The organism is Kluyvera ascorbata (assembly GCF_023195735.1).
Lineage (GTDB): Bacteria > Pseudomonadota > Gammaproteobacteria > Enterobacterales > Enterobacteriaceae > Kluyvera > Kluyvera ascorbata.
The window spans coordinates 2,241,187-2,264,346 of record NZ_CP096201.1 but is presented as its reverse complement, the minus strand read 5'-3'; the positions used below and the strand labels follow the sequence as shown (position 1 = coordinate 2,264,346).

Genomic DNA, 23,160 nt, shown 5'->3' with positions numbered 1-23,160 from the left:
TCACCTATGGGCACTTTTGTGTCGCTATCCTTCGGAATATCACCGCTATCATCCCTTAACTGGCGCGAGATAATATGACTTGAGCCTTGAAATAATATGTTAACTTAATGGCTTGTTATCAATGACATTACCTGTAAACTGATTGCCACGCTTGCCTGAAAAATGGATATTTACATCGTATAACTGTGGTCATGATTTATGCTTCGGCCATCGGCATTTTATTAATAAAAATAAAAATCATGTGGTTTAATGTTACAAATGAAAAACAAATCAACAGAAAAGCAAAATAAAGACTCATTTATTACATCTCGTTACATAATACTTTGTATTGGTATTCTGTTTTGCCTTGCTGTTTTACTGGTGCGAGTGGCAGATCTGCAATTCCTTAATCATCCCATGCTGGCACGCGAGGCCGATCAGCGTTCGTTGCGGACCATCGTGCTGCCAACTAACCGCGGTACCTTAGTGGATCGCAACGGCGAAGCACTGGCAATGAGCGTTCCTTCGCGTGATGTGGTTGCGGACCCGGTGAAAATCGTTGAGGCCAGTCCTAATTTTCGCGACCCAAAATGGCAGTATCTTGCGTCTGCGCTAAATACCACACCGGATCAAATTGCGAGCAAAATTTATCAGAACTCACGCCGTCATTTTCTTTTTCTCGGACGTAAAGTTGAGCTCGGTATCGCTAAAGATGTGGCTGACCTTCATATAAAAGGTATCAGCGAAATTTACGATGACAGCCGCTTCTACCCGATGGGTGAAGCTTCCGCGCCGTTAATTGGCATCGTGGGTGCGGATAATACGGGGCTGAACGGCGTCGAAAAGGGTTATGACAATATTCTGCAAGGTGAGCCCGGTAAGGAAATTTACCGTAAGGACGCCAATGGCGGCATTATCAGCGTATTAAATTACGATGCACCGAAGCAAGCGCCGACCGTTCAGCTCAGTATTGATAAATTCGACCAGTACACCCTGTACAGCAAACTGCGCGACGGCGTACTGCTGAATAAAGCCGACTCCGGTGCCGCCGTGCTGGTTAAGATTGATACTGGCGAGATCCTCGCCATGGCCTCTTATCCTTCTTACAACCCCAATAACTTTGATAACGCCACCCAAACGCAAATGCGCGATGTGGCTATCAACGACAGCTTTGAGCCTGGCTCTACGGTTAAGCCATTGGTCATTATTGAAGGGCTGGAGAGGAATATTATTCAGCCTAATACGCTACTCAATACCACACCGTATAGCGTGAACGGTCACCTTATTCGTGACGTTGGCCACTGGCCGCAACTGACTCCGACCGGCATCCTGCAGAAATCGAGTGATATCGGTGTGTCCCACATCGCGCTGGCAATGCCAGCTCAGGCGCTGGTTGACACCTACCAGGCATTTGGACTTGGGAAACCGACCGATCTGGGGCTGAGCGGTGAAAGCGTGGGTTATTTCCCACTCCACCGCCAACAGTGGGCAGATATTGAACGCGCCACCTTCTCATTCGGCTATGGACTGCGCGTCACACCGCTACAGATTGCCCGCGAATATGCCACCATGGGTTCATATGGCGTCTACCGCCCGCTTTCCATCACTAAGGTAACGCCACCGGTGATGGGCCAGCAGGTTGCCGACCCTAGAATCGTAAAAACTGTCGTCCATATGATGGAAAGTGACGTGCTTCCCGGCGGCAGCGGCGTGAGAGCCGCAGTGCCTGGATATCGGCTGGCGACCAAAACCGGTACCGCGGAAAAACTGGGTGACAGTGGTAAATACGATGGGGGTTACGTGAACTATACCGCCGGGGTTGCCCCTGTCAGTCATCCTGAGGTGGCGCTGGTGGTCGTGGTGAACAACCCAACCGCCGGCACCCACTTTGGTGGCTCAGTGGCAGCACCTATCTTTGGCAATATCATGGGGCCGGTTCTGAAGAACATGAACATTGCACCAGATGCGCTGCCGCAATAATACCTAGGATGGGCTGAATAGCGGGTTTGCACGGCGCCAGATATAGCGCCGTGCAAATCTCTTAGACGACGGCAGTCGTTAACCGCGATGAGCAGCATAAACGCCCCTGCTCATCGAAGATTTCAATCTGCCAGACCTGATGACGACGACCTGCGTGGAGCGCTTTGCACACGCCACGAACGCGACCACTACGCGCGGAACGAATATGGTTGGCGTTGACTTCAAGCCCTACCACCCTGTCTTCACCTTCGGTACACAGATAGCCCGCCACCGAGCCTAACGTCTCCGCCAGCACCACCGATGCGCCACCGTGAAGCAGACCAAACGGTTGGTGCGTGCGATGATCCACCGGCATTGTCGCCGCCAATGAATCGTCGTCGATATGGTCAAACTGGATATCCAGTAGCCCGACCATATTGCCTTCGCCCATCGCATTAAGTGCTTCCAGCGTAGTTTGTCTTTTCCAGATCATCCCATCATCTCCAGTAATGCCTGCAATGGATGGCGTACGCCGCTTCCTTCGACGCGCTTCACCTGGCTGCGACACGAATACCCCGTTGCCAGACAGCGGTTACGGGGCAACGTTTCCATAGCCTGGTGCCATGAAAGCTCATAGATACCCAGTGAATTGGCGTGATTTTTTACTTCATGCCCGTAGGTTCCGGCCATGCCGCAGCAGCCCACGCTAACATTTTCGAGCTTCGCGCCAAAATGGGCAAAAATGGCGGCCCACTGCTTCGGTGCCGTCGGCAATGCCGTGACCTCAGTACAGTGACCAAACAGATACCAGGGTTCGCCAGAAGACAGCGTATGCGCTTTGCGTTCCAGTATCTGTGGCAACCATTCGTGTACCAACATCACATTGAAATCACCGCGTTTATCGCCAAGTACCTGTTTATATTCATCGCGATAGCAAAGCACCAGGGCCGGGTCGACTCCCACCATCGGCATGCCAAGTTCGGCCACACGGTTAAGATAATCAGCGGTTTTTTGCGCCGTTTTCGTAAAGCGACTCACAAAGCCTTTAATGTGCTGTGCCTTACCGTTTGGCGAGAACGGCAGCAGCACCGGCTGGAAGCCGAGCTTATCAACCAGGCGGACAAAGTCCGTCACTACCTGCGCGTCGTAGTAGCTGGTGAAGGGATCCTGCACCACCAGCACGGTCAGCGCTTTTTGCTCAGGCGACAGTGCTTCTAACTGCTCGAGCGTCATGTTTGCCGAGCGATGCGTCACCATCTGTTTTTGCAACGAAGGTACCGAAAGCAGCGGCAAATCCACCATGCCAATATGCTTTTCAGAAAGCTTACGGACCAGCGGCTGACTCATAAAGAAGTTGAATGTTTTCGGCGCACGCGCCATTAGCGGCGCGTAGCTTTCTACTGTTGCCACCAGATGATCGCGCACAGGACGCAGATAGCGAGTGTGATAAAGCTGCAGGAACCGGGAGCGGAATTCCGGTACGTCGATTTTTATCGGGCACTGCGTTGAACAGGCTTTACAGGCCAGGCAGCCAGACATCGCCTCTTTCACTTCGTGTGAGAAGTCGTACTCACCTTTACGGGCATGCCAGCTATTGCGCGTCCGTTCGATCATCGAGCGAAGACTCGCGCGTTTTTCCGGCAATTCTTTTTCCAGCAGGAGCGGGTCAACGCCGCGATCCGCCAGCAGGCGCAGCCATTCGCGCACCAGCGTCGCACGACCTTTTGGTGAATGCATACGGTTGTTGGTGATTTTCATCGACGGACACATCGGGCTTTTCGCGTCGAAGTTAAAGCACAAACCGTTACCGTTACACTCCATCGCGCCACGCCAGGATGAACGAACAGTGACGGGGATCTGACGATCGTAGGTACCGCGTTTTACCGCATCCACCTTCATCATCGGCGCGTCTACACCTTCAGGCGGGCAGATTTTCCCTGGGTTCAAACGGTTGTCTGGGTCAAACGCCGCTTTCACTTTGCGAAGTTCGCCATAAAGCTGTTCACCGAAGAACGCCGGGCTGTATTCCGCACGGAAACCTTTACCATGTTCTCCCCATAACAGACCGCCGTATTTGGCGGTCAGCGCCACCACATCATCAGAGATCCGCTTCATTAAGATCTCTTGCTGCGGGTCGCACATGTCGAGCGCGGGACGCACATGCAATACGCCCGCGTCAACGTGACCAAACATCCCGTAGCTCAGGCCGTGGCTATCAAGCAGCGCGCGGAATTCAACGATATAGTCAGCCAGATGCTCCGGCGGTACACAGGTATCTTCGGCAAATGGGATAGGCTTAGCCGCCCCTTTAGCGTTGCCGAGCAGCCCGACCGCTTTTTTACGCATCGCGTAAATGCGCTCAATACCATCGAGTTCGTTGCAACACTGCCAGCCGATAACGCCGCCTTCATGTTGAGCAATCAGTTCGTCCAGTCGCTGGCAGAGCGCACTAACCTGACCTTCAATCAGCGCTTCATCATCACCCGCGAACTCGACGATATTCAGCCCCAGCATCTCTTTATCTGGAACATCGGTAATCAGTTCACTAACCGAGTGCCAGACAATATCTTCCCTGGCCAGATTAAGGACCTTAGAGTCGACGGTTTCGACCGACAGCGCGCGCGCTTCAACCATAAACGGCGCGTTACGCAGCGCCGAATCAAAGGAGTCGTATTTGATATTCACCAGACGACGTACCTTCGGCAGCGGCGTAATATCCAGCCGTGCTTCGGTAATAAAGGCCAGCGTCCCCTCGGAGCCCGTCAACACGCGGGTTAAATCAAACTCGGTCATCTCGTCATTAAAGACGTGGCGCAGGTCGTAGCCCGTAAGGAAGCGGTTCAGTTTCGGGAATTTATCGATAATCAGCTGACGATTTTCCCGACAGCGTTCATAGACGGTTCGGTAGATGCGTCCTGCCGCCGACTGCTCTTTCGCCAGTGTTTCAGCCAGCGCAACGGGAACCGGCTGCGTATCAAGAATATCGCCGCCCAGCAGCACGGCGCGAACGCCCAGCACATGGTCAGATGTTTTGCCGTACACCAGCGAACCTTGCCCGGAGGCATCGGTATTAATCATCCCGCCTAACGTCGCGCGGTTACTGGTCGACAGTTCCGGCGCGAAGAAATAACCGTAAGGTTTTAAATATTGGTTAAGCTGATCTTTAATCACGCCCGCTTCAACGCGCACCCAACCCTCTTCCGGGTTGATCTCAATGATGCGGTTCATGTAGCGGGACATGTCAATAATGATGCCCTGATTCAGCGACTGACCGTTGGTGCCAGTACCACCGCCGCGCGGGGTGAAAATCAGAGACTGGAAGCGCTCTTCTGCCGCTATACGGGACAGCAGTGCGACATCTGCGGTGGAACGAGGGAAGATCACCGCATCGGGAAGAAGCTGGTAGATACTGTTATCGGTCGCCATCGTCAGCCTGTCGGCATAACGGGTGGCGGTGTCGCCGGTAAAGCCTTGTTGCTCCAGTGCTTGCAAATAATTCAACACCAACTGAACTACGCCCGGTGCCTGGGAAATCTGTGGGATCATTACTTGTGACCCTTTCTGAATGTTGTGTTGTACGCACAAAATTTTGCCGGTTTACGCGAACAGCCAAACGGCAAAGATGATGTGTAGAGAGTAATTAATCGTTTGCGTCGTGCCGTTATTCTTTTATCACATTTTTTTCTTATACGCCCGGTAGATTTTGTCGCAGAATCAGCGCCGGGAATTTATTGATATTATTATCGATGAACGGATTTACGCTGCGTCAACACGCTGACAAGCAACTGAAGGTAAAACTCATTTATGAACACGATTCCTCGGCCTCGTGATATTCCACAAATACTGCTATCCGTGCTGTTTTTGGCACTGATGATCATCGCCTGTTTATGGATAGTTCAGCCGTTTATTCTGGGCTTCGCCTGGGCATCCACCATCGTTATTGCCACCTGGCCGGTTCTGCTCTGGTTCCAGCGTAAGCTTTTCGGTCGCCGTTCGCTGGCTGTGCTGGTGATGACGCTGCTGCTCTTTTTACTGTTCGTTATCCCCATTGCGTTGCTGGTCAATAGCCTGGTTGATGGCTCCACGCCGCTGGTGCACGCCATTACCAGCGGCACGCTGACCCTGCCCGATCTGGCCTGGCTCAACAGCATTCCTTTCGTTGGAGCCAAACTTTATAGCGGCTGGCATAGCCTGTTGGATATGGGCGGCAGCGCGCTGATGGCTAAGGTTCGCCCGTATATCGGCACCACGACCACCTGGTTTGTCGGGCAGGCCGCACACGTTGGGCGTTTTCTGATGCACAGTACTTTGATGTTGCTGTTCAGCGCCCTGCTGTACTGGCAAGGTGAAAAAGTCGCGTTTGGTATGCGCTATTTCGCGACCCGTCTGGCGGCGAAACGCGGTGATGCGGCGGTGCTGTTGGCAGGACAGGCAATTCGTGCCGTGGCGCTGGGCGTGGTCGTGACCGCGCTGGTACAGGCTGTGCTCGGCGGTATTGGCCTTGGTATTTCTGGCGTCCCGTACGCGACGCTGCTGACCGTGGTGATGATCTTCTCCTGCCTGGTACAGCTTGGGCCCTTGATTGTGTTAGTGCCGTGCATTATCTGGCTCTACTGGACGGGTGACACCACCTGGGGAACGGTTCTGCTGGTATGGAGCTGCGTGGTTGGGACGATGGATAACGTGATTCGCCCGATGCTGATTCGTATGGGCGCAGACCTGCCGATGATTCTGATCCTCTCCGGCGTTATCGGCGGCCTGGTTGCATTTGGCATGATTGGCCTGTTCATCGGCCCGGTGCTGCTCGCCGTCTCCTGGCGTCTGTTTGATGCCTGGCTGCATGAAGTTCCGCCACCTTCACGAGACCCGGACCAGGTGTTGGAAGAGCTGGCCGAGCTTGAGCAGAATAACTATCCAAAACAGTAAGCTAAAAAAGGCGGGGCAACCCGCCTTTTACTTAAGCAAATCTCACCATTACTCCACTTCGCTCAGCTTCTTCCCCTCGCTTTTTGCGACATGCCACGGAAATTATTCACATTTCTTTAACTATTGAGAGGAATCTGATCGACGCAAAAACGGCGCATGGCCTAGTATGAGTCCTAAGGTAATAGATCAACCCCTTGATTTATCTATCCCCTGAGTGAAACAACGAATTGCTGTGTGTAGTCTTTGCCCAACTCCCACGTTGGGCTTTTTTTTGCCTACCGCACGGTCACATCCCGGAACCGGCTCACCGAGCCTCGTCCGGGATGGCAGCACCTTAGCGCACTTCGCAGTGGCTCATCATCCGCCAGTCAGGCGGTAGCACGCGGGTATCACCCTTAACCTGTACCGACGCACGCCCATGAATCTGCGCACAAGACGTACCTATCTGCAGTTCGAACTCGCCGGGTTCTACAATGCGTTGGCCATCGTAGCGGGTAAAGTTGAGCATATCGACAGGGATGGTAAAGGTCAGTGTCGCCTGCTCATTCGGCGATAACGTCACCCGCTGGAAGGCCTTGAGCTCCTGAAGTGGGCGTACCATCGAAGCCACTTTATCGCGAACGTAGAGCTGTACGACCTCACTCCCGCTACGTTCACCGTTGTTTTTCACCGTTACACGCAGCGTAATTTCACCCTCAATTGCCACCTGGCTTTGCTGAAGCTGCGGGGTGCCAAAACTAAACTCCCCCCAACCTTTTCCGTAACCGAACGGATAACGTGCCCCAAAGTGGAAGGCGAACGGTGTACCGCCGCTTTTGAGCTTATGGTTATAGTAAAACGGCATCGCCCCTGCGCTTTTTGGCACGCTGACTACCAGACGGCCTTGCGGTTCGGCGCGTCCGGTCAACACATCAGCGATGGCCCAGCCCCCTTCCTGACCCGGCGCCCAGGCTAGCATCAAGGCGGCCACCTTCGACTCTAATCCCTGTAGGTTATACGGACGCCCGCCGGTCATGACCACAATGACTGGCTTACCGGTATCCACCAGCGCCTGCAAAAGCTGTTGCTGTACGCCCGGCAGGTTAAGGCTGTCAGTATCCGAACCTTCACCCACCGTGCCGCTTTGGAATAATCCAGCGAGGTCGCCTACACAGGCGACTACCACGTCACTGTCTTGCGCTGCACGTACGGCTTCTGGAATCAGACTCAGACTGTGAGAGACCGGTGACGCTTGCATCGGTTTACCCGAACTATCCCCAGGGAATACCGGCGCACCAGCCATCCGCTGTTCGATGATATGACAACCTTTTGCATAGCGAACAAGGTCATCACCCAGATAATGGCGTAGCGCCACCAGCGGCGTGGTGACCTGTGATGTTTTTTCCATCATATCGCTGATAATCAGATGCACCGGGAAGCTGTAGCCGCTCAGCAACGCCAACGGGTCGTCAGCCGTTGGGCCCACCACGGCGACGCGCGGCTTACCGGTAAGCGGTAACGCATTTCGATTTTCCAGTAGCGTCATCGAGCGGGTAGCCACCTCGCGCGCGACCTGGCGAGTAGCATCGGATTGCAGCGAAATAGCGGTTTCATCGGTATACGGATGTTCAAACAGGCCGAGGCGGAATTTCTCGGTGAGCGTGCGCGCCACAATCTCGTCAATTTTTTCCGGCGTAATAAGTCCGCGAGCGACAGCTTCCGCCAGATGGCGAGCGCAATCATCTTTTGGCAGCTCCACATCCAGCCCGGCATTAAAGGCGAGCGCCGCTGACTCTGCCGCATCTGCCGCCACACCGTGATGCTGATGCAGCAGACTCACGCCGCCGTAGTCTGCGACGACAATGCCGTCAAAGCCCCATTGTTCACGCAGTACCGTGGTCAGCAGGAAGCTGTCGCTATGGCCCGGTTGATTATCAATGTCATGATAAGCGGGCATCACCGACCCCGCGTTTGCCTGCTTCACCGCCATTTCAAACGGCAGCAGGAACGTGTCATTCAATTCGCGGAAGCCCAGATGGACCGGTGCATGGTTGCGCGCGCCCTCACTGAATGAGTGACCCACATAGTGTTTCAGCGTCGCCAGCACGTCTCGCTTTTCACCTTGCAGTCCCTCAACGTAGGCGCAAGCCATGACCCCTACCAGCCATGGATCTTCACCAAAGGTCTCTTCTGTCCGTCCCCAGCGAACGTCGCGGGAAACATCAAGCACGGGCGCTAACCCCTGCTTACAGCCGGTAGAACGAGCTTCTTCACCAATTTGCTGAGCGGCACATTTGACCAGTTCCGCATCCCAGGTTGAGCCATAATTCAGCGATGACGGGAACAGAGTGGCATCTTTGCATAAAAGCCCGACCAGGCACTCTTCGTGGAACAACGCGGGAATACCCAGGCGCGTCTCTTCCATCATCATTTTTTGCAGACGGTTTGCCGCCCGGACGCCGGTCTTCGCATCCACAATATGGGTACCCAGCGGACGGGTAATCTGCCCGACGCCGAGTTTTAAACGTTCATGCAGCGACGTTTGTTCGCTTACCCCTGCAAACTCATCGCTCATATCCGTTCTTTCGCGGTGATTGCCGTCTTCCGATAGCACCAACCACCAGGCGTGCATCTGGGCATATTTTTCTTCAGGGGTCATACGGGCCAGTAAGTCTGCTACACGTTCCTGAATCGGGCGCTGAGGGTCTTTGTAAATCGGGGTCATAGCCGGTCTCCTGAGTCGCTGATAAGTACCCGAAATCATTGGCTAATGATGATGGGTAAGTACATGGTGTTAACATTTACGAATCAGTATTCAGAAGTGATGCGTGAGGAACAATTGTAGAAATTGCCAGCAGATTTATGATTTTTGGTTTTCTTTCCGGAGTGTGATCCCCCGCAACCCGATGGGCAAAAAAATCCCGGGTCGATGCCCGGGATTTCAGTTCACGATGGCGCTACTTTTTGAGTTCGGCCAGGCTCAGCCAGGTCTGGACGACGGTGTCTGGGTTCAGCGACAGGCTATCGATCCCCTCTTCCATCAGCCAGGCGGCAAAGTCTTCGTGGTCAGAAGGACCCTGACCGCAAATACCCACGTATTTACCCTGCTTCTTCGCGGCGCGAATCGCCATCGACAGCAGTGCTTTTACCGCGTCGTTACGTTCGTCGAACAGCGCAGAGACAACGCCAGAGTCACGGTCAAGACCCAGCGCCAGCTGCGTCATGTCGTTTGAGCCAATAGAGAAACCGTCAAAGTGCTCAAGGAACTGCTCCGCCAGCAAGGCGTTAGACGGGATCTCGCACATCATGATGATTTTGAGCCCGTTCTCACCGCGTTTCAGCCCCTGGCGCGCCAGTTCGTCCACCACCGCTTTCGCCTGCTCCACGGTACGCACGAACGGCACCATGATCTCAACGTTAGTCAGCCCCATGTCGTTACGCACGCGTTTCACCGCATCGCACTCCAGCGCAAAGCAGTCGCGGAAGCTATCGGACACGTAGCGACCAGCGCCGCGGAAGCCCAGCATTGGGTTCTCTTCTTCCGGCTCGTAACGCTCGCCGCCCACCAGGTTGGCGTATTCGTTCGATTTGAAGTCAGAGAGACGGACAATGACGCGTTTCGGATAGAACGCTGCGCCCAGCGTCGCGATCCCTTCGGTCAGACGACCAACGTAAAACTCTTTCGGCGAGTCGAAGCCTTTCATCATCTCGCGGATTTCGTTTTGCAGCTTAGGCTCCTGGTCATCAAACTCCAGCAGCGCACGCGGGTGCACGCCAATCATACGGTTGATGATGAACTCCAGGCGAGCAAGACCGACGCCCTCGTTCGGCAGGCAGGCAAAGTCGAACGCGCGGTCAGGATTGCCAACGTTCATCATAATCTTCAGCGGCAGGTCCGGCATGGTATCGACGCTGGAGCTTTTCACGCTGAAGTCCAGCAGATCCGCGTAAACGTAGCCGGTGTCGCCTTCAGCGCAGGAAACGGTGACTTTCTCGTCATCCTTCATGCGCTCGGTAGCATCGCCGCAGCCCACTACCGCAGGAATCCCCAGTTCACGAGCGATGATCGCCGCGTGACAGGTTCGGCCGCCACGGTTGGTGACAATCGCCGCCGCTTTTTTCATGATCGGTTCCCAATCCGGGTCGGTCATGTCGGTCACCAGCACATCGCCTGGCTGGATACGGTTCATTTCGCTAATGTCATGAATGACCTTCACCGGGCCTGCACCAATACGGTGGCCGATAGCGCGGCCTTCAGAGACAATACGCCCCTGAGAGTGCAGCGTGTAGCGCTCCATCACCTGTCCGCGCGAACGCACGGTTTCCGGACGCGCCTGAACGATAAACAGTTTGCCGGTGTGACCGTCTTTCGCCCACTCGATGTCCATTGGACGACCGTAGTGTTTTTCGATCTGCACGGCTTGCTTCGCCAGCTCCTGCACTTCATCGTTGGTCAGCGAGAAGATGTCAGTCTGCTGCTGCGGCACATCTTCAATGCGTACCTGTTTACCATGCTCTTGCGTTGGCGCGTAGACCATACGGATCTTTTTCGATCCCATCGTACGGCGCACAATCGCCGGGCGACCTGCGGCAAGCGTTGGCTTGTGTACGTAGAACTCATCCGGGTTAACCGCGCCCTGTACGACCATTTCACCCAAGCCCCACGCGGAGGTGATGAATACCACCTGGTCGAAGCCGGATTCGGTATCAATGGAGAACATCACGCCGGAAGACGCAAGGTCAGAACGCACCATCAATTGGACACCCGCAGACAGCGCAACGCCGCGGTGGTCGTAACCCTGGTGAACGCGGTAAGAGATGGCACGATCATTGAACAGCGACGCAAATACGTGCTTCACCGCCACCAGCACCGCTTCGTAGCCCTGGACGTTGAGGAAAGTTTCTTGCTGGCCGGCGAAGGATGCATCCGGCATATCTTCCGCGGTGGCTGAGGAGCGCACGGCGAAAGAGGCGTTGGCGTTATCGGCAGCCAGTTGGTTGTAGGCTTCGTGAATAGCCTGTTCCAGTTCGCTCTGGAAAGGTGTGTCGATGATCCACTGGCGGATCTGCGCGCCGGCTTTCGCCAGGGCGGTAACGTCGTCAATATCAGTGTTATCCAACAGTTGATAGATCTGCTGGTTCACACCGCTCTGGTCGAGAAACTGATTAAACGCATCGGCAGTGGTGGCAAATCCGTTAGGGACAGAAACCCCCATTCCGGACAGATTCGTAATCATTTCACCCAAGGAGGCATTTTTGCCTCCAACTCTGTCTACATCATTCATGCCGAGTTGGTTGTACCAAAGCACCAGCGGTGACGAGCCATTGTTGGACATCGAGACAATCCTTTTTTGATTAAAGAAGCAGTGATAAGTAACGACTGACTACTTAAATTATCCTCGCATATTTAAACGGCTGAAAAAAACGGTGAATCGTGTAAGCAAATTATTTTTTTACTTTTTCGGATTGATTCCCGGTTATTCATAACCTACTGATTCGACTAAAAAGGCACAGCAACCAGCGGTCTATTGGCATCTTTTGGAAATTGAAACGACCATTTCATTAAAAATAAAAATACCGTTTCATTTTTAAATTTAAGACAAATAGCACAGGGTTGTGTTTAAATTTAATTTACCCTTTCAGGCAATTAATGGGAGTCAAGCAATATGGATAACGCAGTCGACAGGCAGGTATTTTATATTTCTGACGGTACCGCCATTACGGCAGAAGTCCTCGGCCACGCGGTGATGTCGCAGTTCCCGGTGGCGATAAACAGTATCACTCTGCCGTTTATCGAAAGTGAAAGCCGCGCCAGGGCAGTGAAGGAGCAAATTGACGCTATCTATCAGCAAACCGGCGTCCGCCCATTGGTCTTCTATTCCATCGTTATCCCCGAAATTCGCGACATTATTCTGCAATGTGAAGGGTTCTGCCAGGACATCGTCCAGGCGCTGGTCGCCCCATTGCAGGAAGAGCTTAAGCTTGACCCGACGCCCATTGCCCACCGCACCCACGGCTTAACTCCGGGTAATCTGACCAAATACGACGCGCGCATTGCGGCCATCGATTATACGCTGGCGCATGATGACGGTATCTCGCTGCGTAACCTCGATCAGGCGCAGGTCATCCTGCTCGGCGTATCACGCTGTGGAAAAACCCCGACGAGCCTTTACCTGGCGATGCAGTTTGGTATTCGGGCCGCCAACTATCCGTTTATCGCCGATGATATGGATAACCTCGTTCTGCCCGCGTCATTAAAACCGCTGCAACACAAGCTGTTTGGGCTGACGATTAACCCGGAACGCCTGGCCGCCATCCGCGAAGAACGCCGGGAGAACAGCCGCTACGCCTCAATGCGCCAGTGCCGTATGGAAGTAGCCGAAGTCGAGGCACTGTACCGCAGGCACCAGATCCCGTGGCTGAACAGCACCAATTACTCCGTAGAGGAAATTGCCACAAAAATCATGGATATAATGGGATTAAGCCGCAGAATGTACTAATACACTAGTACATTACATCAAATTTGTTTATCATAGCAGTGTGATTGAGCGCACATTACGCGCCACCCTTGAATTTAGCGGGGATTGGTTTATCGTGATGTGCATCACTTCCCAGCATATTGACTGGCGAAGCAACAAATTTCTGAGATATCCATGAATAAGACCGATGAACTGCGTACCGCTCGCATTGAGAGCCTGATTACGCCTGCTGAACTTGCTCAGCGCCACCCTGTGTCACCAGACGTTGCGGCGCACGTTACCGCTTCCCGTCGTCGCATTGAAAAAATTCTTAACGGTGAAGACCGCCGCCTGCTGGCAATCGTCGGCCCTTGTTCTATTCACGACCTTGATGCCGCGATGGATTACGCGCGCCGTTTGCAGCAGCTGCGCGAAAAACACCAGGGCGAACTCGAAATCGTGATGCGCACCTATTTTGAAAAACCGCGCACCGTCGTGGGCTGGAAAGGATTGATCTCTGACCCAGACCTCAACGGCAGCTACCGCGTAAATCACGGCATTGAGCAGGCACGTAAGCTGCTGCTGCAGGTAAACACCCTTGGCGTACCGACAGCGACCGAATTTCTCGATATGGTGACCGGACAGTTTATCGCCGATCTCATTAGCTGGGGCGCTATCGGAGCACGTACCACGGAAAGCCAGATCCACCGCGAGATGGCCTCTGCGCTCTCCTGCCCGGTTGGCTTTAAAAATGGTACCGACGGTAATACGCGGATTGCGGTGGATGCGATCCGCGCCGCCCGCGCAAGCCACATGTTCCTGTCACCGGACAAAAATGGCCAGATGACCATTTACCAGACCAGCGGCAACCCGTACGGCCATATCATCATGCGCGGCGGCAAAAAGCCGAACTACCACGCTGATGATATTGCAGCGGCCTGCGATACGCTGCACGAGTTCGACCTGCCGGAACATCTGGTGGTGGATTTCAGCCACGGCAACTGTCAGAAACAGCACCGCCGTCAGTTGGAAGTGTGTGACGACATCTGTCAGCAGATCCGCAACGGCTCTTCCGCGATTGCCGGGATCATGGCAGAAAGTTTCCTGCGCGAAGGAACACAGAAAATCGTTGCCGACCAGCCATTAACCTACGGCCAGTCGATCACCGATCCTTGTCTGAGCTGGGAAGATACCGAACTGCTGCTGGAAAAACTGGCGGCAGCCGTCGCAACCCGCCTGTAGTACGCTCTGCCCGCTGCACCGCAGCGGGCTATAAATCCTTACCACACAAAATGATAAATAACGCTTGCGGTTAACATAGCGATTACTGATAATAGTTATCATTGTTACATTGATTTTCATTATGAAATATGTCGCTAATGGATACGTGCGCAGCAGTGGAACCGCAAAAGGATAACTCTCCTCGTCCTCTCCCCTCCGATCGACGGATCGACAGCCATACGCTGTTAGGTCAGGAAGGTCGTGTCATCATTGAACACGGTGAACAACAGTATTTGCTCCGCCAGACTCAGGCGGGAAAACTTATTCTGACTAAGTAGCTGCGCGGCCAGCGGCAACGCAGCATAGCGGTTAGCTTGAGCAGCTCACTTCCAGCCGTTTACCCCAATCAGGCGGACGGCGGCTGTAATCATCTTCACGGTCACGCCACGGGTCACGAAGCGCTTCATGAAGACGCTCTAGCTCCTGATAGTCGCCCTTTTCAGCCTGCTCAATTGCACGCTGTGCCAGCCAGTTACGCAAAACCAGAGCGGGGTTGGCCTGCTTCATCGCCTGCTGTCGCGGGGCATCATCAATGTGCTCTTGCTGCAAACGGGAGCGATACTGAGTGAACCAATCATCAAACGCCGCTCTGTCGATAAACTCATCGCGCAACGGTGATGCCGTGCTGTGCTGTTCAGTATCGCTCAACAGACGGAAGGTGCGCGTGTAGTCACTGCCCTCACGCTCCATCAGCGCATACAGGCCGTTGAGCAGATCGTTATCCCCGCTCTCCTCGCTAAACAGCCCCAGCTTCTGGCGCATTCGTTGGCCATATTCCCGGAATAGCGTGTGCTGATATCCCTCAAGCGCTGCGTTGAGCGTATCAACATCAATAAGCGTAGACAGCGACTGAGCCAGACACTGCAAATTCCACAGTCCTACCGCTGGCTGATTATCGAAACGATAACGCCCCTGAGTGTCCGTATGATTGCAGATATATTCCGGCTGATAATCATCCAGAAAACCGAAGGGACCGTAATCCATCGTCAAGCCCAGGATTGACATGTTATCGGTGTTCATCACGCCGTGGGCAAACCCTACCGTTTGCCAGCGAGCAATCATTATTGCCGTACGGGAAACCATATCTTTGAACCACAAACCGTAGCGGTCGGGCTCATCCTGCAGATGTGGCCAATGGTGACGAATAGCGTAATCAGCAAGCTGGCGAACCTTCTCCATTTCGCGGCGATAGTAGAAATGTTCAAAGTGACCGAAGCGAATATGGCTTTCAGCAACGCGCATCAGCATGGCACCAGATTCCACCGTCTCACGGTAGACCGGCGTATCGCTAGTAACGATAGCCAGCGCACGAGTGCCGGCGATCCCCAAATAGTGCATCGCCTCAGAAGCCAGGCTTTCGCGTATCGTGGAACGGAGAACCGCGCGACCATCCCCCATCCGCGAATAGGGCGTCAGGCCCGCGCCTTTCAGGTGCCAGTCGAGCGTTTTGCCATTTTCCAGCTGCTGCTCACCAAGCAGAATACCGCGTCCGTCACCGAGTTGACCGGCCCAGGCCCCAAACTGATGTCCGCTGTAGACCTGTGCCAGCGGTGACATGCCCGGTAATAGCGTTTCACCGCCCCACACACCTGCCCCTTGTGGTGGGGAAAATAATGATTCAGGGATGGTTAATTTCTGCGCCAACGGTGCGTTATGCCAGATAACGCGAGCATTGCTCAGCGGTGTAGGCTGTAGCGAAGTGTAAAATCCCGGCAGCTCATCGCGCCAGCGAGTGTTAAATGACAGGTTCATGGTTCCTCCTGTCCGTAGTGTATTGGGTTACGCTACGTAAAACACCCGAGGAACAGCAGGGTTATTGTTGCACTAATGTTATTAAAGATGATTCCGGCACCACTGGCCATAAACTGCCGAGCATACCGTTAAAACCATAAGGCATTACGCGCTGACGAATAGTTTCATCATCAATCCCCGATACCATGATCCCCTGACAGTACGGTTGAATCTGGCTCACAATAGCGCGCATAAAAGGTTCAAACGAGAGGGATTTAAGCTGACGCTGCACAAAGCTTTTATCCAGCACAATTCGTTTAAATAACCCGGTAAACACCGCCCTGGTAGAGGCATTACCCGCACCAAAATCGCTTAGCGCGAGCGGGAAATAGTGGCTGAGTTTACTCAGCGGATGATTTTCATCAATATCATTTAACCCAGGGAACTGCTCACTGACGGCAAGCTCGAGAAAGGGTAAACGCTGCACGCTGGCGGCGAGTTCTTCATCATTCAGTAAGGCATCGACCACACCAGGCGGGATCATTATCCACGCGGTCAGATTATGCTGCATAAAAAACAGCTGGCAGGTGGTCAATAGCGCCAGTTTCTCTTGAAACAAGGTTATTTCTTGTTGTTGCGTCAGGCGAGGTAACACCAGGCTAGTTGGAATTCGAACGTGGTTATTAAGACCGCTAAACTGACACACCACTTTTAAGCCAACAAGCAGCCCGTCGCTATTTCGGGCGGGAAGAAAATACAACTGAGAACTATATGTATTATCCAGCGCTACAATCATTGCGACTGCCCTTCACTAAAAGTCATGTCCGGGTTCCTGACGTCACAAAGCAAAAAACCTACGGTAATGGATGCTGAGCCTATTCCTTTCATCGGTTCCTTTTTATTTCATCGGTCCGTCACTGGATCGTAATGATTGTAATCGAAAGTCACGGAATAACACAATCAACCTTAAGTTCTATGATCTTGTCTAACAAAAACGAGAATATAGCAGGCTATTTATTTTAATTTTCACCGCCGATTAAAAGAAAAGGAGGCATTTCGCCTCCTTTTCTTTCTGATTAAATTCGTCTGGCTTGCCAGAAATTCTTTCGCCAGTAGACGTTATCCAGAGAGGAACGCGTTACGCCCTGACTAGTTGAAGCATGAATAAACTGGTTATCCGTATCGTAGATACCGACATGGAGTCCGCTCTCTCCCGCGCCGGTTTTGAAAAAGACTAAATCGCCTGGAAGCAGCTCGTCTTTATCTATCTCAGTGCCAATTTTTGCCTGCTGCCGCGTCTCCCTTGGCAACTGCATTTCAAACTTGTCGCGGAACGTCATCAGCACAAACGCCGAACAATCAACGCCACGGCGAGTCATGCCGCCATAGCGATAAGGTGTTCCATGCCAATTCTGTAGCTGGTCATTAAGGCCGGCAATGACGGCGATGGAATCCGAAAGTCGGGGATTTGGTGGCGGAGCCCGGTGGCTGCTACACCCTGCTAAAATGAATGCCACAAGAAAAAGAGTCCAGAAACGCATATCCAGCGCATCCTCTGTTTTTTTATTCACTCATAAATTATATCGATTCACGATCGACTAGCAAGCAATGCCGATAGTAGCAAGAAGAGTATGGATTAATTTTCGCCGTCATTCTCATAAATGAGCATTTGGTGACCGGCTATTTCCAGTTTCTGGAAGGTCATATTATAAGCGGCCGCTAAATGGCCTGGCTGCAATACGGATTCGGTACCACCGCTAGCTATCATCCGGCCTTCACAGAGCAACCAGGTGCGGCCTGCATGGCGCAGGGTGTAGTTAAGATCGTGACTGCTCATCACCACGGCAACCCCGGCAGCGCAGAGTTCTACCAACAGTTTATCCAGCGCAGCCTGCTGAGCAACATCAAGGCTGTTCATCGGTTCATCCAGCAGCAAAAGCTGTCCATTCGGGTTAACCGCGGGATGAATCTGTAAAATAACGGCAGCCAGTCGGACGCGCTGCCACTCGCCACCGGAAAGCTGGCTGACGTTTCGTTTAAGTTTATTACTCAGCCCAAGCGCATCCGCCACATGGACGGACACTGTAGTATCTTGAGTCTGGGATTGATGCAGCATCAGAAATTGCCAGACCGGCATCGCGAACGGCGGTGCCTGGTGCTGTGAAAGATAGGCCCGATGTCGTGCCAACTGCGCTGCAGGCCAGGTTTCCAACGATTGACCGTTGAACACGATATCGCCCTTCCCGCGGCTGAGTCCGGCCATTCTGGTCAGTAGCGTGCTTTTCCCGGCACCGTTTGGTCCCACCAGATGTACCATTTCGCCTCGTTCTACAACGGCGCTAATGCTCTGGAGTCGAACACCTTCACCGACATTCTGAAGCTGCATCAATGGCATCATTTCTGAGCGATGGCCTGCTTGATGGCGGCAGTCAGGATCGGGTCGTCAGGGGTCATATCAGGAGAAAAACGATTAATCACTTCACCGTCGCGACCAATTAAGAACTTCTCAAAGTTCCACAGGATATCGCCCGGATGCGCGGGTGCGCGGCCTTTGCTCGCCATACGCTCGTAGAAACCGCTGCCTTCTGGTGAAATGGCATCTGGCGCTGCGCGCGTCAGCAGGCTATACAGCGGATGACGTTGCTCACCGTTCACCTCCACTTTGCTAAACAGCGGGAAGGTGACGCCATAAGTCGTGCTGCAGAAGGTTTTGATCTCTTCTTCGCTGCCCGGTTCCTGGCCCAGGAACTGATTGCATGGGAAGCCCAGTACGGTAAAGCCCTCGCCCTGTAAGGACTCCTGAAGCGCTTCCAGTTGCTCGTACTGTGGCGTCAGGCCGCATTTTGATGCCACGTTAACGATCAGCAGCACTTTGCCTTTATAGCCTTCCAACGTGGTTTTTTCTCCATCGATGGTAGTGACGGGGGTGTTCAGAACATTGGTTTGCATAGCATCCTCTTTTCAGCGTGTGTGGGGTCTTATCGCCCGGCCTTTCATAATAGCCAGAGACGCAGGTGTGACACCAAGGCTTTTTCATCAAGGTGCTGCTGTCCTGCGGCCATTTTCCCTTAGTATTTGCCCGACTTCAGCAATAGCCAGATAAATACCGGCGCTCCCAATGTGGCGGTGACCACACCGATGGGCAGCTCAGCCGCCGATAATGCAAGACGCGCCACAATATCCGCAAACAGAAGCGTGCTGGCTCCGGCGAGCGCGCTAGCAGGCAGCAGGACGCGATGATCGGTCAGGCCACACAGACGTAACATATGCGGCACTACCAGGCCGATAAACCCGATAGCACCCGCCAACGCGACGCTTACCCCAACCAGCCAGCCGGTTGCCATCACCAGCAGTTTGCGCCACAGCACAATGGGCACACCGAGCTGTCGGGCCGACGTTTCGCCCAGCGCCAGCAGGTTTAGCGGCTGCGATTGCAGACATAGCCAGACCATCACCGGCACCAGCGCTCCCATTAGCCAAAGCTGCTGCCAGTCCACACCGCCAAAGCCCCCCATCATCCAGTACATCAACTGGCGCAGGTCGAACGACGTCGAGAAGTAAACAGCCCAGGTCATCAAGGCACTACAGATAATACCCAACGCCACCCCGGCCAGCAGCAAACGGCTGGTTGATAGATGACGACGAGCAAAACGCATCAGAATGGCAGTAATCGTCAATGCACCGACAATGGCCGCCAGACCCGGCCCCCAGGCAGGTAACACCCCCTGCCCGAGCATGATGGCGGCAATAAGTCCTACACCCGCACCGTTTGATACGCCAAGTAATCCGGGCTCAGCAAGAGGGTTCTCGAACAGTGCCTGCATCACGGTGCCAGATAATGCTAACGCCGCTCCCACCAGCATCACTGCCAGCGTGCGCGGTAAGCGGATTTGCCAGATAAAGAGCTGCCCTTTCGCCGTAAACCATTCAGCTGGTGCAATCCATTGATCGCCCGCGCACAGGCCAATAACCAACATCAGCAGGAGAATGAGCGACAACACGATTAGCCAGCGGCGGTGAAGCCGCTGCTGTTGGGATGCATAGACCAGCATAGTTATCCGTAAGCTCGTGGAAAAGCGTTAGATTTTACGGTGGTTACGCCACCAGGAAAAGAAAAAGGCCGCATGCGCGGCCTTTTTAGTTAGTTCAGATTACTCTTCTTTGGGTGTTGCGTTTTCGACCCGGCTTTTTAACTTCTGTCCTGGTCTGAAGGTCACCACACGCCGGGCTGTAATGGGAATATCTTCACCCGTTTTAGGGTTACGTCCCGGGCGTTGGTTTTTGTCACGCAAATCAAAGTTACCAAAACCGGAGAGTTTTACCTGCTCACCGTTTTCAAGAGCGCGACGGATCTCTTCGAAAAACAGCTCAACCAGTTCTTTGGCATCCCGCTTGCTAAGCCCAAGCTTATCAAACAGATATTCTGACATTTCAGCTTTTGTAAGCGCCATAGGTTCAATCCCTCAATGATGCCTGGAATCGCTCTTTTAATGCCTCTACACATTTGGCGACGGTAGCGGCAATCTCCTCTTCTTCGAGTGTACGGCTGGTATCTTGTAGGATTAGGCTGATAGCAAGGCTTTTATAGCCTTCCGCAACACCCTTACCACGGTACACGTCAAATAAGTTTACGCCAACTACCTGATTTACGCCAACTTTCTTACATTCGTTTAAAATATCTGCTGCGGGCACGTTTTCAGCAACCACAACCGCGATGTCGCGGCGGTTCGCCGGGAAGCGTGAAACGTCGCGAGCCTGAGGAACCACGCGGTCTGCGAGCTTGTTCCACTCCAGTTCGAACACCAGAGTACGGCCGTTCAGATCCAGTTTACGCTCCAGTTCCGGGTGAATAACACCAATGAAACCAACGCGTTCACCTTTCAGATAAATCGCCGCAGACTGGCCCGGGTGCAGGGCTGGGTTCGCTTCTGCTTTGAACTGAATTTCAGATAATTTACCGGTCAGATCGAGAACGGACTCCAGATCGCCTTTCAAATCATAGAAATCAACGGTCTCTTTTGCCAGGTTCCAGTGTTCATCGTAGCGGTTGCCACAGATAACGCCACCCAGCATCACGTCCTGACGGATACCCAGCGGAGCCTGAGTGTCCGGCACAAAGCGCAGACCGGTTTCAAAAATACGTACACGGTTCTGTTGACGGTTCTGGTTGTAGACCACGGTAGACAGCAGGCCGGTCCACAGGGACAGACGCATTGCCGACATTTCGCTGGAGATTGGGTTTGGCAGAATCAGCGCTTCTTCACCCGGGTGAACCAGTTGCTGAACTTTCGGATCAACGAAGCTATAGGTAATCACTTCCTGATAGCCTTTATCGTTAAGCATGGTTTTCACACGCTTCAGCGACAGGTTAGCTTCTTTATGGCTGCCCATCACCAGACCAGCCTGTACCGGCTCGTTCGGGATGCTGTTATAGCCGTAAACGCGCGCGACTTCTTCGATCAGATCTTCTTCAATTTCCATGTCGAAGCGCCAGGTTGGCGCAACGGCCTGCCATTCATCGTTACCCACGGTCACTTCGCAGCCCAGACGGGTCAGAATGTCAGTCACCAGATCATCAGCAATATGATGACCAATCAGGCGATCCAGCTTGCTGCGGCGAAGCGTGATGGTCGCACGCTTCGGCAACGTTGCTTCATTCGTTACATCGATGATTGGACCGGCTTCACCACCGCAGATATCGAGAAGCAGCGCAGTCGCACGTTCGATAGCTTTGTACTGCAGAACCGGGTCAACGCCACGCTCGTAACGGTGGGACGCATCGGTGTGCAGGCCATGACGGCGCGCACGGCCGGTAATAGACAGCGGGCTGAAGAATGCGGATTCCAGCAGCACGTTTTGCGTTTCATCGTTCACGCCAGAGTGCTCACCACCAAAGATACCGGCCATGGCCAGCGCTTTGTTGTGGTCGGCGATGACCAGAGTGTCGGCATTGAGTTTAGCTTCGGTACCGTCCAGCAGCACCAGCGTTTCACCCTCTTTCGCCATGCGTACAACGATGCCGCCTTCGATGCGATCTTTATCGAACGCATGCATTGGCTGGCCCAGCTCGAGCAGGACGTAGTTGGTGATATCCACGACCGCATCGATGGAGCGAATACCGCAACGACGCAGTTTCTCTTTCATCCACAGCGGAGTTGGCGCTTTAACGTTGATACCTTTGACCACACGGCCGAGGTAACGTGGGCACGCATCGGCAGCATCAACCTGAATTGGCAGAACATCGGCAATGGTCGCGGCAACTGCTTTGATTTCCGGCTCGTTCAGCGGCAGCTTGTTCAGCACGGCAACATCGCGCGCAACGCCGATAATGCCTAAGCAGTCGGCGCGGTTCGGGGTCACGCTGATTTCAATAGTATTGTCATCGAGCTTCAGGTATTCACGGATATCGGTACCCAGAGGCGCGTCGGCTGGCAGTTCGATAATGCCGCTATGGTCGTCGGAAATGCCCAGCTCGGAGAAAGAGCACAGCATCCCTTCAGACGGTTCACCGCGTAGCTTAGCGGCTTTAATTTTGAAGTCGCCAGGCAGTACCGCACCGATAGTCGCCACGGCAACCTTCAGGCCCTGACGGCAGTTTGGCGCACCGCAGACGATATCCAGCAGGCGTTCACCACCTACATTCACTTTCGTCACGCGCAGTTTATCTGCGTTCGGGTGCTGGCCGCACTCAACCACTTCACCGACAACCACGCCGTTGAAGCTACCGGCAACGGCTTCAACGCCGTCCACTTCCAGGCCTGCCATGGTGATTTGGCCAGACAGCGCTTCGCTATCAATGGCTGGATTCACCCATTCGCGTAACCACAGTTCACTGAATTTCATTGTT

17 protein-coding genes and 1 other RNA gene are annotated in these 23,160 nt (G+C 53.6%); 6 read left to right on the top strand and 12 right to left on the bottom strand.

Annotation, left to right across the window (positions count from 1 at the left end; translation table 11 throughout):
- Positions 1–249: 249 nt before the first annotated feature.
- A complete protein-coding gene (locus MY052_RS10675; protein ID WP_115074097.1) occupies positions 250–1,959 on the top strand; it encodes a penicillin-binding transpeptidase domain-containing protein in 1,710 nt (569 codons plus the stop codon).
- Positions 1,960–2,020: 61 nt separating this feature from the next.
- Here the strand turns inward: MY052_RS10675 and menI are convergent, their stop codons facing one another.
- The gene (gene menI / locus MY052_RS10670; protein WP_248538770.1) at positions 2,021–2,431 is read right to left on the bottom strand and encodes a 1,4-dihydroxy-2-naphthoyl-CoA hydrolase; all 411 of its coding nucleotides are present in this window, start codon (positions 2,429–2,431) and stop codon (positions 2,021–2,023) included.
- Positions 2,428–5,484 carry a D-2-hydroxyglutarate dehydrogenase YdiJ gene (gene ydiJ / locus MY052_RS10665; protein ID WP_035896142.1) on the bottom strand — a complete coding sequence of 1,019 codons (3,057 nt, stop codon included), beginning with the start codon at positions 5,482–5,484 and terminating at the stop codon, positions 2,428–2,430. The genes menI and ydiJ overlap by 4 nt, the downstream gene beginning before the upstream one ends.
- Before the next feature lie 258 nt (positions 5,485–5,742).
- Here ydiJ and ydiK point away from each other — a divergent pair, with 258 nt between their 5' ends.
- Positions 5,743–6,864, top strand: coding sequence for an AI-2E family transporter YdiK (gene ydiK / locus MY052_RS10660; protein ID WP_035896140.1), 1,122 nt, complete (start codon positions 5,743–5,745; stop codon positions 6,862–6,864).
- Positions 6,865–7,039: 175 nt separating this feature from the next.
- An RNA gene (gene rprA / locus MY052_RS10655) (antisense sRNA RprA) lies at positions 7,040–7,139 on the top strand.
- Positions 7,140–7,198: 59 nt separating this feature from the next.
- On the opposite strand, the gene MY052_RS10650 is transcribed toward rprA, so the two are convergent.
- Together MY052_RS10650 and ppsA are read right to left on the bottom strand one after the other, a co-directional pair.
- The gene (locus tag MY052_RS10650) at positions 7,199–9,568 is read right to left on the bottom strand and encodes a glycoside hydrolase family 3 N-terminal domain-containing protein (protein WP_248538769.1); all 2,370 of its coding nucleotides are present in this window, start codon (positions 9,566–9,568) and stop codon (positions 7,199–7,201) included.
- A gap of 232 nt (positions 9,569–9,800) precedes the next feature.
- Complete coding sequence (gene ppsA / locus MY052_RS10645; protein WP_035896137.1) at positions 9,801–12,179, bottom strand: phosphoenolpyruvate synthase; 2,379 nt, start codon at positions 12,177–12,179, stop codon at positions 9,801–9,803.
- 330 nt (positions 12,180–12,509) lie between these two features.
- Between ppsA and ppsR the strand changes: the two genes are divergently transcribed.
- From ppsR to hemP, 3 genes are all read left to right on the top strand, one after another.
- Entirely contained in the window at positions 12,510–13,343 is an 834-nt protein-coding gene (gene ppsR / locus MY052_RS10640) for a posphoenolpyruvate synthetase regulatory kinase/phosphorylase PpsR (RefSeq protein WP_035896136.1), read from the top strand.
- A 153-nt stretch (positions 13,344–13,496) separates the two neighbouring features.
- On the top strand, positions 13,497–14,543 hold the full coding sequence (aroH, locus tag MY052_RS10635) for a 3-deoxy-7-phosphoheptulonate synthase AroH (RefSeq protein WP_035896134.1): 1,047 nt from the start codon (positions 13,497–13,499) through the stop codon (positions 14,541–14,543).
- Positions 14,544–14,680: 137 nt separating this feature from the next.
- Entirely contained in the window at positions 14,681–14,860 is a 180-nt protein-coding gene (hemP, locus tag MY052_RS10630) for a hemin uptake protein HemP (RefSeq protein ID WP_081918571.1), read from the top strand.
- Positions 14,861–14,891: 31 nt separating this feature from the next.
- On the opposite strand, the gene selO is transcribed toward hemP, so the two are convergent.
- The 8 genes from selO to pheT form a co-directional block, all read right to left on the bottom strand.
- Positions 14,892–16,334, bottom strand: a complete 1,443-nt coding sequence (selO, locus tag MY052_RS10625; protein ID WP_248538768.1) for a protein adenylyltransferase SelO — start codon at positions 16,332–16,334, stop codon at positions 14,892–14,894.
- Positions 16,335–16,395: 61 nt separating this feature from the next.
- Complete coding sequence (locus tag MY052_RS10620) at positions 16,396–17,109, bottom strand: EAL domain-containing protein (RefSeq protein WP_202217875.1); 714 nt, start codon at positions 17,107–17,109, stop codon at positions 16,396–16,398.
- A 280-nt stretch (positions 17,110–17,389) separates the two neighbouring features.
- Entirely contained in the window at positions 17,390–17,854 is a 465-nt protein-coding gene (locus MY052_RS10615; RefSeq protein ID WP_035896272.1) for an NlpC/P60 family protein, read from the bottom strand.
- Positions 17,855–17,949: 95 nt separating this feature from the next.
- Positions 17,950–18,711: a vitamin B12 ABC transporter ATP-binding protein BtuD gene (gene btuD / locus MY052_RS10610; RefSeq protein ID WP_035896273.1), complete on the bottom strand. Its 762-nt coding sequence runs from the start codon at positions 18,709–18,711 to the stop codon at positions 17,950–17,952.
- Positions 18,708–19,262: a glutathione peroxidase gene (locus MY052_RS10605; protein ID WP_248538767.1), complete on the bottom strand. Its 555-nt coding sequence runs from the start codon at positions 19,260–19,262 to the stop codon at positions 18,708–18,710. The genes btuD and MY052_RS10605 overlap by 4 nt, the downstream gene beginning before the upstream one ends.
- Positions 19,263–19,381: 119 nt before the next feature.
- Positions 19,382–20,365 carry a vitamin B12 ABC transporter permease BtuC gene (gene btuC / locus MY052_RS10600; protein WP_248538766.1) on the bottom strand — a complete coding sequence of 328 codons (984 nt, stop codon included), beginning with the start codon at positions 20,363–20,365 and terminating at the stop codon, positions 19,382–19,384.
- Positions 20,366–20,464: 99 nt separating this feature from the next.
- Complete coding sequence (gene ihfA, locus MY052_RS10595; RefSeq protein ID WP_003030571.1) at positions 20,465–20,764, bottom strand: integration host factor subunit alpha; 300 nt, start codon at positions 20,762–20,764, stop codon at positions 20,465–20,467.
- Between the two features lie 4 nt (positions 20,765–20,768).
- Positions 20,769–23,156 carry a phenylalanine--tRNA ligase subunit beta gene (pheT, locus tag MY052_RS10590; RefSeq protein ID WP_248538765.1) on the bottom strand — a complete coding sequence of 796 codons (2,388 nt, stop codon included), beginning with the start codon at positions 23,154–23,156 and terminating at the stop codon, positions 20,769–20,771.
- Between the last annotated feature and the right edge of the window lie 4 nt (positions 23,157–23,160).